This is a genomic window from Amycolatopsis sp. lyj-90, from assembly GCF_046549035.1.
Lineage (GTDB): Bacteria > Actinomycetota > Actinomycetes > Mycobacteriales > Pseudonocardiaceae > Amycolatopsis.
This window is the reverse complement of sequence record NZ_JAJPWP010000005.1, coordinates 615,053-627,657: the sequence shown is the minus strand read 5'-3', so window position 1 is coordinate 627,657 and position 12,605 is coordinate 615,053. Positions and strand designations below refer to the sequence as shown.

The window sequence follows — 12,605 nt, the reverse complement described above, 5'->3', positions numbered from 1 at the left end:
GTAGCACCGAAACGCGGAGGTCAACGATGTCCGAGCTGGATGGCTCCAGCATCCTGCTCACCGGCGGGACCGGTTCGTTCGGCAAGGCGTTCATCACCTACGCCCTGGCCGAACTGAACCCGCGACGGCTGGTCGTGCTCTCTCGCGACGAGCTCAAGCAGTACGAAGCCCGGCAGCAGTTCGACAACGACCCGAGGCTGCGCTGGTTCATCGGCGACATCCGCGATCGCCGCCGCCTCGAGCGCGCGATGCACGGGGTCGACTACGTGGTGCACGCCGCCGCGCTCAAGCAGGTCGACACGGGTGAGTACAACCCGTTCGAATTCGTGCAGACCAACGTCGTCGGCTCGCAGAACGTCATCGAGGCCGCGATCGACACCGGGGTGAAGAAGGTCGTCGCGCTCTCGACCGACAAGGCGTCGAGCCCGATCAACCTCTACGGCGCCACCAAGCTGTGCGCCGACCGGATGTTCATCAGCGCGAACCACTACGCCGCGACGCATCCGACCAGGTTCTCCGTGGTCCGCTACGGCAACGTGATGGGCTCGCGCGGCAGCGTGATCCCGTTCTTCCGCGCGCTCGCGGCCAAGGGCGAGTCGCTGCCGATCACGCACAAGGAGATGACCCGCTTCTGGATCACGCTCCCGCAGGCCGTGCAGTTCGTGGTCGATTCCTTCGACCAGATGAACGGCGGCGAGCTGTACGTGCCGCGCATCCCGAGCATGCGGCTGGTCGAGCTCGCGCAGGCCATCGCACCCGGGGCGGCGATGCACGATGTCGGCATCCGGCCCGGCGAGAAGCTGCACGAAGAGATGATCGCCCCCGACGACGCCCGCCGGACCGTGCGGCTGACCGACCGGTACGTCGTCCAGCCGCACATCGCGGGCTGGGGCTACGAGCCGCCGTCGGACGGCCAGGCCGTGCCGGAGAACTTCGCGTACCGCTCGGACACCAACGACCTCTGGCTCGACGCCGACGAGCTGCGCGACCTGGTCGAGCAGTATGGCTGAGCAGTTCCTCCCGTACGGCCGTCAGTCCATTTCGGACGAGGACATCGCCGCGGTCACCGACGTGCTGCGCGGCGACTGGCTGACCACCGGTCCCGCCGTCACGCGCTTCGAGGAAGACCTCGCCGAGCACACCGGCGGCACGCCCGCCGTGGCCGTCACCTCGGGCACGGCGGCGCTGCACGTCGCGTACGCGGCGGCCGGGATCGGTCCCGGTGACGAGGTCGTCACCTCGCCGATGACGTTCGTCGCCACCGCCGCGACGGCCGCGCTGCTCGGCGGCAAGGTCGTCTTCGCCGACGTCGAAGCGGACACCGGCAACCTCGACCCGGCGGCGGCTTCGGCGGCCGTCACCTCGCGGACCAAGGTCGTCGCGGCCGTGGACTACGCCGGCCACCCGGCGGAACTGGACGAACTCGGCCGCATCGCCCGCGACAACGGCGCGCTGCTGCTGGAGGACGCGGCGCATTCGGTCGGCGGGAGCTGGCAGGGCAAGCCCGTCGGTTCGCTCGCCGATCTGACGACGTTCTCCTTCTTCCCGACCAAGAACCTCACCACGGCCGAAGGCGGCGCGGTGGTCGCCGGTTCGGACGAGCTGCTGACGCGCGCCCGCGGGTTCCGCAACCACGGACTGGTGCGGGACAAGGCGGCGCAGCGCTATCCGGACGAGGGCGCGTGGCACCAGGAGGTGCACGAGTTCGGCCTCAACTACCGGCTGCCGGATGTGTTGTGCGCCTTGGGAAGCAGCCAGCTGCGGCGGCTCGCCGAGTTCAAGAAGCGCCGCGCCGAGATCCACGCGCGCTACACCGCCGCACTGTCCTCTTTGGACGGCGTACTGACGCCGGCCGTCCGCGAGGGCGCGGATCCGGTGTGGCACCTGTACCCGCTGCGAGTCCTCGAAGGACGTCGCCGTGCGCTGTTCGATCACTTGCGCGGCAAGGGAATCGGCGTGCAGGTCAACTACATCCCCGTGTACTGGCACCCGGTTTTCGAGGACCTCGGGTACCGGCGGGGCCTGTGCCCGAACGCGGAGCTGTACTACAGCCAGGAACTTTCGCTGCCGCTGTTCCCGGCGTTGACCGACGCCGACGTGGACCGCGTCATCGACGAGGTCCACGCCTTCTTCCGCTAGATCAGGCCCCAGGTGAGCGCGGTGCCCTTCGGGACATCGGAGGCGAAGGTGCGGCCGAGCACGTTCACGATCTCGGCCGGCGCCAGCCCACCCGCGGGCCGGATCGAGCGGACGTTCTCGCGCGTCACCGTGTCCCCGGCGCGCACGTCCTCGACGACGTAGAGGGAACGCCGGAACCGCAGGCCTTCCTTCTCGCTCTCGCGCGGCCCGATCACCGCCGCGCCCAGCGCCTCCCAGGCGCGGTGCGACTCGGTGACCAGCGCGGCCAGTTCGGCGGGTTCCAGGGAGAACTCCGAGTCGACGCCGCCGTCGGTCCTGGCCAGTGTCACGTGCTTCTCGATCGCGACGGCGCCGAGGGCGACGGCCGCCAGCGGGGCGCCGATACCGGGCGTGTGGTCGGACAGGCCGACGAGCGTTCCGGTCACCCCCGCCAGGACGGGCAGGCCGCGCAGGTTGCTCTCGGCGGGCGACGCCGGATAACTGGCGGTGCAGCCGAGCACGATCAGCTGGTCGTTGCCCGCCGCGCGCGCCGTCCGCACCGCGGCGTCGATCTCGGCGACGCTGGCCATCCCGGTCGAGATGATCAGCGGTTTGCCGGTCTTCGCGCACAGTTCGATCAGCGGCAGGTCGACGATCTCCGACGACGCGATCTTGTACGCGGGCGCGTCCAGCGACTCCAGCAGGTCGACCGCGGTGGGGTCGAACGGGCTGGAGAAGATCTCGAGACCGCGGGCACGGGCGCGCTCGAACAGCGGCTCGTGCCACTCCCACGGCGTGTGGGCGCGCTCGTAGAGCTTGTAGAGGTTCTCGCCGCCCCACAGCGAATGCGAATCCCCGATCCGGAAGTCCGGCGTGTCCACGTCGATGGTGATCGTGTCCGGGCGGTAGGTCTGCAGCTTGACCGCCTGCGCGCCGGTTTCGGCGATCGCGTCGACGATCTCCAGTGCCCGGCCGAGGTCACCGTTGTGGTTACCGGACATTTCGGCGATCACGAACGGCGGGTGCGCCGCCGAGAGGACGTGTGCGCCGATGCGCACCTCGCTGGCGGTCATCGGGGTGGGACTACCTCTTCTTCCTGGTCCGGCGGTCGGCGGCACGCAGTTCGGTCCAGACGACCTCACGCGGCTCGCCGTCGACCTCCCGAACATACCTGCGTGTTTCGGTGAAGCCGAATCGCTTGTGCAGCTGCAGGACCTGCCGGTTGTCCGCGAGCGTCGCGCCACCCAGCAGGTTCAGGCCGAGAACGTCGAAGCCGTAGTCGACGGCCGCGCCCTCCAGCTTCAGCCAGGCCGGGAGGACCTCCCTGCCGAGCCCCTCGACGTCCAGGTAGAAGTGCCATTCCGCGCTTCCCGCCTCGGTGTCGATGTCGGTGAACAGCACGACACCGGCGGGCAACCCGCCATGCCGGTAAACGAGCACGCGACGGCTCGGGTCCGCGCGAGCGGCCTCGAACCAGCCACGGTGTTCTTCGGCACCGATCTCGTGTGTGGTGAAGCTGACCCGCCGGACCGACGGGTGGTTACGCCACCGCCGGATCCGCTCCAGGTCGCCTTCTCCGGCCTCGACCAGCGAGCCGGTCATTCGCCTGCCGGGACGGTGACGGTCTCCTCGATACGGCGCAACCGGTCCTCGTAGCGGGCGATCCCGGCCAGCCGGACCCGGATCTGGGCGTGCTGGCGCTGGATCTCCTGGATCAGGCTGCGCGCCTCGGCCAGTTCGGGCTTGTCGGCGTGCGCCGGCAGCGAGATCGACTCGCGCAGGTCCTCCAGCTGGGCCTCCTGGGCCGCGACGCTCGGGATCAGGCGGTCCAGCTCGGCGCGGGTCCAGCGCAGGTCGCCTCGCGCGTGCTCGAGGCCGCTTTCGGCGCCGTCGAGGCGGCGGCGGTGGTCCGCGGTGGCGTGTTCGAGTTCGTTGACGCGCCCGTTGAGGTCGCGGAGCCGCTCGTCGATCCGGAAGTCGATGAGCCGGGCGATCCGGCCGATCACGCCGCTGCGGAGTTTCTGCACTGCCATGGGTGGTTCCTTCTCGGGGTGGGCTGGTTGGGAGTTCAGCGCAGGAGTTCGGTTTCGCCGGTCTTCGTCCAGGAGTCCAGCAGCCTGCCCTCGGCGGCGATCCGGTGTTCGGGTCCGACGATGCAGGAGTCGCCCGCGGCGTGCTCCCAGTGGGTCTGGTTCGGGTCGTCGATGAACGAGAAACCGGAGATGATCAGGTTGGCGTGCGGGAACGACGTGCGCGCGATCCAGGCGGCCAGCGTCCCGGTGGTCGACCACAGGCCCTCTTCGCGGCTGGGCAGGCCGAGCGCGTCCGAAAGCGGCAGGACCACCTCGCGGTTCGGCACCGGCACGTAGCCGAGGTCGCCGGGCCACCAGCCCGGGATGTCTTCGGGCTCCCAGTGCATCCGCCCCGGCTCGACCAGCAGGTACAGCCGCTTGCGGTAGTCGCGGAAGACGTGCTTGGTGGCGCGGACGGCGCGGTTGAAAACGACGACGTGCACCCGGCTGCCGACCGTCTCGGGTCCGCCCGGCTCGTCGACGACGAAGCCGTTGACCCGGATCACGAGGTCGCAGGCGTCGATGGCCTTCGCCCGCCGGGAGTCCGGCGACAGCGGCTGGTTCCCGACCACGGCCACCGAACGCGGCTCCGGCCGGTCGGCGTATGCGGCGAGCAGATTCACCATCAAGCTCGCGTCGCCGAGTGCAGCAGTCATGAGGGGAGAAAGTACCAGCACACGCACCGCATTCGGGTGCGAAGCCGACGGTAGCTTTCCGTGGTCGGACGGGGCGGCCCCGGCAGCGTCGGCCCCATCGGTACCCTCGTTCCCGTGCATGCCACCAGCACGGTTCACGCGGCCGACAGTGCTGCTCCGACCTCGGTTCCGCCGATTTCGGACAGCAAGACCTTCGCGCGCGCGTTCGCCGACATCAAGACCGGGTTCGCCGCCAAGGAGCTGTGGGGACACCTCGGCTGGCAGGACATCAAACAGCGCTATCGCCGCTCGGTGATCGGTCCGTTCTGGATCACCATCAGCCAGGGCGTCATCGCGCTCGGCCTCGGACTCCTGTACTCGCAGTTGTTCCACATGCCGACGGCGACGTTCCTGCCCTACATCAGCACCGGGTTCATCATCTGGGGCTTCATCAGCGGCTGCCTGTCCGAGGGCATGGAGACCTTCATCTCCAACGAGGGGCTGATCAAACAGCTCCCGGCGCCGCTGTCGGTCTATGTACTGCGGACGGTGTGGCGCCAGACCCTGATGCTGGTGCACAACCTGATCGTCTACGTGATCGTGATCGCGGTCTTCTTCACCTCGCTGAACCACCAGTACTCGCTGAACACCGGCAACTGTGACGGGAACTTCTCCGGCATCTGCCACCCGGGTATCGGCTGGTACTCCCTCACCGCGATCCCCGGTTTCTTCCTGCTCGCGCTCAACGCCGGCTGGGTCACCCTGCTGCTGGGCATCATCTCGACCCGCTACCGCGACATCCCGCAGGTGATCAACTCGATCATCCAGCTGCTCTTCTACATGACGCCGATCGTGTGGCCGATCGACCAGCTGATGGCGGGCGGCGCCCGGGTCGACACCTCGTGGGCGTTGCCGTTCGTCTACGGCAACCCGTTGTTCCACTTCATCCAGATCGTGCGCGCACCGATGATCGGACAAGCCGTCAGCCCCTACAGCTGGGTGATCGTCGGTGGCATCACCGTCATCGGCTGGGGTCTCGCGCTGGTCGCGATGCGTAATTACCGTTCCCGCGTCTCTTATTGGGTGTGACAGATGGTCAGCATTGATGTGCACAACGCCTACGTCGACTTCCCCATCTTCGACGCGAAGACCCGCTCGCTGAAGAAGCGGGTGCTGGGCAAGGTCGGCGGCAAGATCGGCACCGAAAGCAAGGTGCCGATCATCGAAGCCCTCCACGACGTGACGCTCTCGCTGAAACAGGGCGACCGCGTCGGCCTGGTCGGCCACAACGGCGCCGGGAAGTCGACGCTGCTGCGGCTGCTGTCCGGGATCTACGAGCCCACCCGCGGCTCGGCGAGGATCTCGGGCAAGATCGCGCCGGTCTTCGACCTCGGCATCGGCATGGACCCGGAGATCTCCGGGCTGGAGAACATCATCGTCCGCGGCCTGTTCCTCGGGATGACCGCGAAGGAGATGGAAGCGCGCGTCGACGACATCGCGGACTTCACCGAACTCGGTGACTACCTGCAGATGCCGTTGCGGACCTACTCGACCGGTATGCGCGTGCGGCTGGCGCTGGGCGTGGTCACCTCCATCGACCCGGAGATCCTGATCCTCGACGAGGGCATCGGCGCGGTCGACGCGGCGTTCCTCAACAAGGCCAAGGACCGGCTGAAGGACCTGGTGAAGCGGTCCGGCATCCTGGTGTTCGCCAGCCACTCGGACGAGTTCCTCTTCGAGCTCTGCGACTCCGCCATCTGGATGGACGAGGGGCACGTCAAGCAGCGCGGTTCGCTGCGCGAGGTGCTCACCGGCTACAAGGGCCGCGACCCGTTCGAGAACATGAGCCAGGAGACCCTGGAGCGGTTCGGCGTCGCACCCGAGCCCGTCTCGACGACGAACGGCGGCCAGGGATGACCAGCGAGACCAGGCAGTTGCCCGAAGGCGCCGTCGTCGGCGTCGTCGTCACGCGCCATCGGCGGGAACTGCTTTCGGACTCGCTCAAGGTGATCGCCGCGCAGACCCGGCCGATCGACCACCTCGTGGTGGTCGACAACGGGCCGGACCAGTCGGCGCGGGACATCGTCGAGGACTACCCGCTCCCCTTCACGTACCTGCCTTCGCACCGCAATCTCGGCGGTGCGGGCGGGTTCGCGCTCGGCATGCTGCACGCGCTTTCGCTGGGCGCGGACTGGATCTGGCTGGCCGACGACGACGGCCGCCCCGCCGACGAGAACGTCCTCGCGATCCTGCTGGACGAAGCCGAAAAGCGGAATCTGGCCGAGATCTCGCCGGTGGTGTCCAACATCGACGCGCCGGACAAGCTCGCGTTCCCGTTGCGGCGCGGGCTGACCTGGAAGCGTTCGTCGTCGGAGCTGGGCGTCGACTTCCTGCCCGGCATCGCCTCGCTGATGAACGGCGCGCTGTTCCGCGCGTCCACTTTGGACGTCGTCGGCGTGCCGGACCTGCGGCTGTTCTTCCGCGGCGACGAGGTCGAACTGCACCGGCGCCTGGTGCGTTCGGGGCTGCCGTTCGGCACCTCGCTCAAGACCGCGTACCTGCACCCGGACGGCTCGGACGAGTTCAAGCCGATGCTGGGCGGCCGGTTCCACGCGCAGGACCCGGAGAACGAGGTCAAGCGCTACTACACCTATCGCAACCGCGGGTACCTGCTGTCGCAGCCGGGCATGCGCAAGATCGGCGCGCTCGAAGTGGTGCGGTTCGGTCTTTACTTCGTCGGCGTGAAGCGGGACCCGAAGGCTTTCCTGCAGTGGCTCAAGCTGGTGCGGCAGGGGCGCAAGGAGAAGTTCTTCCGCTTCTGAACCGCTCCCCCCAATGCTATGAAAGGCCCGTTACTTGCAAATTTTGCAAGTAACGGGCCTTTCATAGCGTTTACGGGAGGGGCAGGCGCTACTCGCCGATGACCGGCGGCGCGGTGCGCATGTCGGTCCCGAAGACCTCGTCCGGGTCGCCCTCGACGAGGTACGTCGGACGCTGGTGCTCGGTGTCCTCGTCCCCGTCCGCTTGCTGACCGCGGCCACCCATGCCGCCGCCCATACCCGGTCCGCCGCGGCCGCCGGCGCCACCGCCGAGACCGCCCATACCGCGTCCCGCCGCCGCTTCGGCCGCGCCGACACCGCCGGGGCGCGCCGCGCCGGACGCCGAACCCGAACCGGGCGTGGAGCCCGCGCCGCTGCCGGGGCCGAACCCGCTGCCGCCACCGCCGCCGCGGCTGTTCCGTCCGTTGTACTCGGAGTCGCCCATCCCGCCGCCCATCATGGGCGCCATCGGCATGGGGCTCATCGGCATCGAGTTCATGTTCGAGTTGGGACCCGGCGTGGTGATCGGCGCCGGACCGCCCTGCAGGCCGGACGGCGTCGTGCCCGAGGGGATGCTGCCGGACCCCGTACTCGATCCGGGGCCGGGGAGGTTGCCGGAGCCCGGCGGGATGATCGAGCCGCCGCCACCACCGCCCCCGCCACCACCGCCGCCGTTGTTACCGGGCGGAATGTAGGTGTTGCCGGGATTGCCGGGGCCGGGCTGGTTCGATCCCGGGGGCACGTCGTAGCGCAGGTGCCTGTCCCCCGGGGTCTCGATGTCCCCGCCGCCCACGCCGAACTTCGGCGGCTCGGCGAACGCCGGCTGCTTCGACGCGGCCTCGTACAGGGACTTGTCGTAGGCGTGCATGGCGGAGGCCGCCTCGGTGTGCGCGTCCTGGCTGTCCTTCTGCTTCTGGATGGACTTGTCGATGTTGTCGCCGAGGTTGAACGGGTTCGACGTCATCCAGCCGCCGACCTCGTCCTTCCAGTTGAAGGGGATCGGCGTGGGCATCACGTTCTTCACGTGGGAAGCAGCGGTGCCCTGGTCGTAGATCGTCTCGGACGCGAGCTTCGCGTTCTGGGAGTTCGTCTCGGACCACTTGCTGAGGCTCTTGAAGTAGCCCTGCGCGTTGCCCGCCGCGTCGCCTTCCCAGGTGCCCTGCGACGCCGTGACGGCCTTGTCCATCGTCGTCGAGAAGGTGTTGAACGCCTTGTGCAGGTCGTGGTACGCCGTGGAGACCTCGGTGACCTGCTCGACGTTCAAGTCGCTCTTGACGAACTGTTCGAGCTTCTCGTGGTCGTAACCCTGGTAGTCCGCGTTCGACGGTTCCAGCCCCTCGACGTACTGGACTTCGCCGTTCTTGGTCAGCTGGTCGACGTTCTTGTCGCCGACCTCCTGGGACTGCTGGTGCGCCTTCCCGGAGGCCATGAACTGCTTGACCGCGCCGAACAGCCAGCCGTCACTGGGGTCGACGCCCTCCTGGGCCTTCTGCTGGAAGTACGCGTCGCGTGCCGCGGGCGAAAGGTCGGAGACCTGCTGCTCGCTCAGGTTCGGTGTCTTCGTGGTCATCCTGATTCCCCCTTAGCTCTTCGGAAGCTTCGGTTCGACGATGTCGGCGACCTTCTCGGCGATCCCGCAGGCCTTCTCGGCGTCGTCGGCCGCGACCAGGACGTCGACCCGCGCCGACGCGCCGAGTTCGAGCGCCATCAAGCACCCCGCCGGGGGCCTGGGCGCGAGAATCGCCTTGCGCCCGTTGACGTTGCCGGTGGTCTTGCCGGTGCCGGCGTCGCTCACCGTGTCGAGACCCTGTGTGTCACGGACGCCGATACCGATCGAGAGGGTTTCCGAGGCTGTCGCCGCCTCCTTGTTCAGCGTGCAGAGCCGGGCTCCGCCCGCGTTTTCGCTCGTCGGCGGCTTGAATGTCCCATAGGACGCCAAGTCCGCCGCGCCGACGAGTGAACACGGTTCGATCGACGCGGTGTCCGAGCCGGACGTGGGCGCGGAACTGGACGCGCTCGACGACGCGGGCGGGGCTGAGGGCGCGGGACTGGCGCTCCCCGGCTTCTCGCTGGAGCACGCGGCCAGTACCAGGGCGGCCGCGGCGAGCGGCACCACACAAAGCTTCTTCATCGTCCTCAGGCCTGAACCTTCTTGGTGGCGTCGATCGCCGACTCTTCGACACCCTTGTACAGTCCGGCGGCCCTGGCCAGCGCCTCGTCGGCGTCCTTGACCACCTGCTCGAACTGCCCGATGACGGCGCTCGCGGAGTTGGCCGACTGGGCGGCGCCCTTGTGGTCGTGAGCCGCGACGGCCTTGCCGTACGGGTGGCCACCCAGCTGCGGCGCGTCGTTCAGCGCCATGGTCTTGATCTTCAGCGCGCTGAGTTCCTCCGACATGTTCGCCAGAGCCTCGCGAAGCGGCTTGACACCCTCTTCGCTGATCTTGAAGCCACCGCTCTTGGCGGCCGAGACCAGCTTCTGGGTTTCGGCGCTGACCTTGGCGATCGCCTCCTGGTTCAGGCCGCCCTTGGCCACATAACCGGCTGCCGCTCCCATGGCGGCGCCGATCGAGTAGTCCGGTGCCGCCTGTCCGCCGTCCGCTTCGAAAGCCATCGTCCGCCCCACTGCATCGTCTGCTCGCCCGTGCGTACCGCCCGGCAGTCTACTAGCCGAGCACTCAGCGCAACGAGGATCGAGCCTATTCGCCGATCACCGAAGACCGCGCCGGAACTGTGACGAAACGGGCGCCGACCCGGTTCCCGACGGTTCAGAACTGGCCTTCGAGCTGGGCGTACAGCTGCTGCGCGATCCTCGCGTTGTCGGCGGGAGCGTAGGTCAGCCAGCTTTGCCCGTCGGCCGCCTGGCGCGAGGTCATCATGAACCGGCCCGCTTCGGTGTCGAACCAGGCCAGCGGCGGGAACACGGTCCCGCCACGGATGAACACGCTGAACTGGCCGACGCGCGTCTTCGCCTTCTCGAAGATCCGCTCCACCTGCCGCTGCTGCGGGTTCGACCCGTGCGCACGAGGTCCGCTCACACCGGCGAAGGGGTCGTAAGCGTCGTCGTTGCGGGGGCGCTTCGGCACGCTGACCGGCTTCGCGATGGTGACGGACTGGCCGGGGCCCGCCGGGGTGAGCGGCAGCAGGTCGACGATCGACGCGACGATCGCGGTCGGCCTGGTCTCCTCGAAGACGAGCAGGTTCTCTTCCTGGCGCGCGACGACCGCGAACTGGCCGTTCGTCGCGGCCCGCGCGAACAGCTGCTTGTCCTTGTCCATCTGAGCGACCGCCCAGACGGCGAGCTGCGGGTTGACGAACGTGGCGAGCGTGAGTTCGACGTCGGCGTCGAGCCTTCCGCCGCGCATCAGGCCTCGGCCTTCGAGATCGCGGAAGACGGCCTCGCGCACCATCGCGCGCTGGTCGGTCGTGGTGCCGATGTGCGGGACGTCGAACGGGACCGGCGCCGGGCCGAACCGCCCGTGTTCGAGCAGGATGTCCACCGCCGCCAGCGACAACGAAAACGAATGCGGCATCGCCATTTCCCCCCGCGGGTGTCTTGTTCGTCGGGTTGAACGTAGTCCACGCACCCGGTACGCCCGCAGCGAACCCGCTTGCCCGGCCGTGATCAAGGCTGGTGCCATGGGTTCATGGCAGACCAGAAACCCGCGCTCGTCCTCCACCTCGTCGCCGGCGGGGAGCCGCTCCTCTTCGCGCTCACGACGGAAGAAACCGAACGGCTGACCAAGGACCTTTCGCATTTCGTCCGCACCGGTTCGGTCCAGACGATCCAGACCAGGGACGACTCCGAGGTGGCGATCAACTTCACCCACGTCGCCGCCGCCTACATCGACGACCTGAACCGCAAGACCCGGGTGTTCGGCCTGCACTAACGGGAGAAGAGCTCCAGCAGTCCCGCCTTGATCTCCGGACGGCTGGCGGCGACCAGCAGGAAGGTGGCTTCCCGGACGAGCCGCTGGGGGTGTCGTCCGGCGAGTACCGACGTGCTGCCGTTGGCCGCGACGAGCGCGCCCGCGGCCCGGAACGCGAGCTCCGCGCCCGCCGCCCGGGCCGCGGGCAGTGACGGCGGATCGGCGAGGCTCGCGTCGAGCCGTTCGCGGACGGTGTCGATCTCGGTCCTGATCCCGGCGGCGACGGCGGCCTTCCCGAGGTCTTCGAGCAGCCGCGCGGCCCGGGCGGCCAGTCCCAGCGGCGCGCAGCCGTTGAGGCGCGAGACGAAGGTGTTGCCCGCGATGAAGTCGGCGTACGGGACCTTGCCGTAGACCCGGTCGTCGGCGAGGAAGTAGCGGGTGAAGCCGAGATGCACGGTGGACGTGCCCTGCGCCGCGACGAGGTCGAGCGGCTGGACCGCCAGCTGCTCCCCCGCCACCGGGTCGATGATCGCGCTGACGATGGTGTCGCCGTCCCGGGCGCAGAGCTGGAGCAGGTCGATGATGCCCCAACCGCTGATGAACGGGGCCTCGCCGTCGAGGAGGTACCCGCCCTCGACACGTTCCGCGCGCAGCCTCGGCGGGGTCGGGATCACCGCGGCGAACGAGGCGCCCGCCTTGAGCTCGCCGCTGATCAGCGCCGGGAGGTAGCGCTCGCGCAGGTCCGCGCGGTCGGTGAGGGACAGCCCGGCGACCAGGCCGTGATGCTGGACCCAGGTGAACATCGTGCTGAGGCAGCCGCCCGCCATGGCTTCGAGGATCTGGATCATCACCGGGAGGTCGAGGCCCGGGCCGCCGGTCTCCTTGGGCGCGGCGAGGCCGTAGAAGCCTTCGGCCGCGAGAGCGTCGAAGTGACTCATGGGGACTTCGCCCTTGAGGTCGACTTCGGCGGCTGCGGGGAAGAGGAGTTCGTCGGCGAGGGTGCGGGCTCTAGCGGCCAGATCCGTCATGAAGTAAGGCTACCCTAACTCGCGCTTCGAGAGTCCCGGACGCAATGAAAGGCCCGTTACTTGCA

The 12,605-nt window shown here is 68.6% G+C and carries 15 protein-coding genes; 6 read left to right on the top strand and 9 right to left on the bottom strand.

Annotated elements, in window-relative coordinates; all coding sequences use genetic code 11:
- The first annotated feature begins 26 nt into the window (after positions 1 to 26).
- Both pseB and ACLJPX_RS22325 read left to right on the top strand, forming a co-directional pair.
- Positions 27 to 1,010 carry a UDP-N-acetylglucosamine 4,6-dehydratase (inverting) gene (gene pseB, locus ACLJPX_RS22330; RefSeq protein ID WP_410601774.1) on the top strand — a complete coding sequence of 328 codons (984 nt, stop codon included), beginning with the start codon at positions 27 to 29 and terminating at the stop codon, positions 1,008 to 1,010.
- Positions 1,003 to 2,139, top strand: coding sequence for a DegT/DnrJ/EryC1/StrS family aminotransferase (locus ACLJPX_RS22325; RefSeq protein WP_410601773.1), 1,137 nt, complete (start codon positions 1,003 to 1,005; stop codon positions 2,137 to 2,139). The genes pseB and ACLJPX_RS22325 overlap by 8 nt, the downstream gene beginning before the upstream one ends.
- On the opposite strand, the gene pseI is transcribed toward ACLJPX_RS22325, so the two are convergent.
- Genes pseI through ACLJPX_RS22305 form a run of 4 tightly spaced genes read right to left on the bottom strand, consistent with a single transcriptional unit; the run spans position 2,136 to position 4,816 of the window.
- Positions 2,136 to 3,191 (bottom strand): pseudaminic acid synthase, encoded by a 1,056-nt coding sequence (gene pseI / locus ACLJPX_RS22320; protein ID WP_410601772.1) that lies wholly within the window; start codon positions 3,189 to 3,191, stop codon positions 2,136 to 2,138. The genes ACLJPX_RS22325 and pseI overlap by 4 nt on opposite strands.
- Before the next feature lie 10 nt (positions 3,192 to 3,201).
- Positions 3,202 to 3,720: a GNAT family N-acetyltransferase gene (locus ACLJPX_RS22315; RefSeq protein ID WP_410601771.1), complete on the bottom strand. Its 519-nt coding sequence runs from the start codon at positions 3,718 to 3,720 to the stop codon at positions 3,202 to 3,204.
- Positions 3,717 to 4,151, bottom strand: coding sequence for a hypothetical protein (locus ACLJPX_RS22310; RefSeq protein WP_410601770.1), 435 nt, complete (start codon positions 4,149 to 4,151; stop codon positions 3,717 to 3,719). Before ACLJPX_RS22310 ends, ACLJPX_RS22315 begins: the two co-directional genes overlap by 4 nt.
- 35 nt (positions 4,152 to 4,186) lie before the next feature.
- A complete protein-coding gene (locus ACLJPX_RS22305) occupies positions 4,187 to 4,816 on the bottom strand; it encodes a hypothetical protein (protein ID WP_410601925.1) in 630 nt (209 codons plus the stop codon).
- Between the two features lie 144 nt (positions 4,817 to 4,960).
- Here ACLJPX_RS22305 and ACLJPX_RS22300 point away from each other — a divergent pair, with 144 nt between their 5' ends.
- The 3 genes from ACLJPX_RS22300 to ACLJPX_RS22290 are packed head-to-tail and all read left to right on the top strand — an operon-like array spanning position 4,961 to position 7,647.
- Complete coding sequence (locus tag ACLJPX_RS22300; protein WP_410601769.1) at positions 4,961 to 5,914, top strand: ABC transporter permease; 954 nt, start codon at positions 4,961 to 4,963, stop codon at positions 5,912 to 5,914.
- Positions 5,915 to 5,917: 3 nt separating this feature from the next.
- Entirely contained in the window at positions 5,918 to 6,742 is an 825-nt protein-coding gene (locus ACLJPX_RS22295) for an ABC transporter ATP-binding protein (RefSeq protein ID WP_410601768.1), read from the top strand.
- Complete coding sequence (locus ACLJPX_RS22290) at positions 6,739 to 7,647, top strand: glycosyltransferase (protein ID WP_101611807.1); 909 nt, start codon at positions 6,739 to 6,741, stop codon at positions 7,645 to 7,647. Before ACLJPX_RS22295 ends, ACLJPX_RS22290 begins: the two co-directional genes overlap by 4 nt.
- Positions 7,648 to 7,735: 88 nt before the next feature.
- Here ACLJPX_RS22290 and ACLJPX_RS22285 read toward each other — a convergent pair whose 3' ends face one another.
- From ACLJPX_RS22285 to ACLJPX_RS22270, 4 genes are all read right to left on the bottom strand, one after another.
- Complete coding sequence (locus ACLJPX_RS22285; protein ID WP_410601767.1) at positions 7,736 to 9,214, bottom strand: hypothetical protein; 1,479 nt, start codon at positions 9,212 to 9,214, stop codon at positions 7,736 to 7,738.
- A 12-nt stretch (positions 9,215 to 9,226) separates the two neighbouring features.
- Positions 9,227 to 9,775, bottom strand: coding sequence for a DUF3558 family protein (locus tag ACLJPX_RS22280; protein ID WP_410601766.1), 549 nt, complete (start codon positions 9,773 to 9,775; stop codon positions 9,227 to 9,229).
- A gap of 5 nt (positions 9,776 to 9,780) precedes the next feature.
- The gene (locus ACLJPX_RS22275; protein WP_233223064.1) at positions 9,781 to 10,257 is read right to left on the bottom strand and encodes a hypothetical protein; all 477 of its coding nucleotides are present in this window, start codon (positions 10,255 to 10,257) and stop codon (positions 9,781 to 9,783) included.
- 154 nt (positions 10,258 to 10,411) lie between these two features.
- Positions 10,412 to 11,176, bottom strand: coding sequence for an ESX secretion-associated protein EspG (locus ACLJPX_RS22270; protein WP_410601765.1), 765 nt, complete (start codon positions 11,174 to 11,176; stop codon positions 10,412 to 10,414).
- 114 nt (positions 11,177 to 11,290) lie between these two features.
- On the opposite strand from ACLJPX_RS22270, the gene ACLJPX_RS22265 reads away from it, so the two are divergent.
- Positions 11,291 to 11,533: a hypothetical protein gene (locus tag ACLJPX_RS22265; protein ID WP_410601764.1), complete on the top strand. Its 243-nt coding sequence runs from the start codon at positions 11,291 to 11,293 to the stop codon at positions 11,531 to 11,533.
- Here the strand turns inward: ACLJPX_RS22265 and ACLJPX_RS22260 are convergent.
- Positions 11,530 to 12,540, bottom strand: a complete 1,011-nt coding sequence (locus ACLJPX_RS22260) for an acyl-CoA dehydrogenase family protein (protein WP_410601763.1) — start codon at positions 12,538 to 12,540, stop codon at positions 11,530 to 11,532. The two genes, ACLJPX_RS22265 and ACLJPX_RS22260, sit on opposite strands and share 4 nt — an antisense overlap.
- Positions 12,541 to 12,605 lie beyond the last annotated feature (65 nt).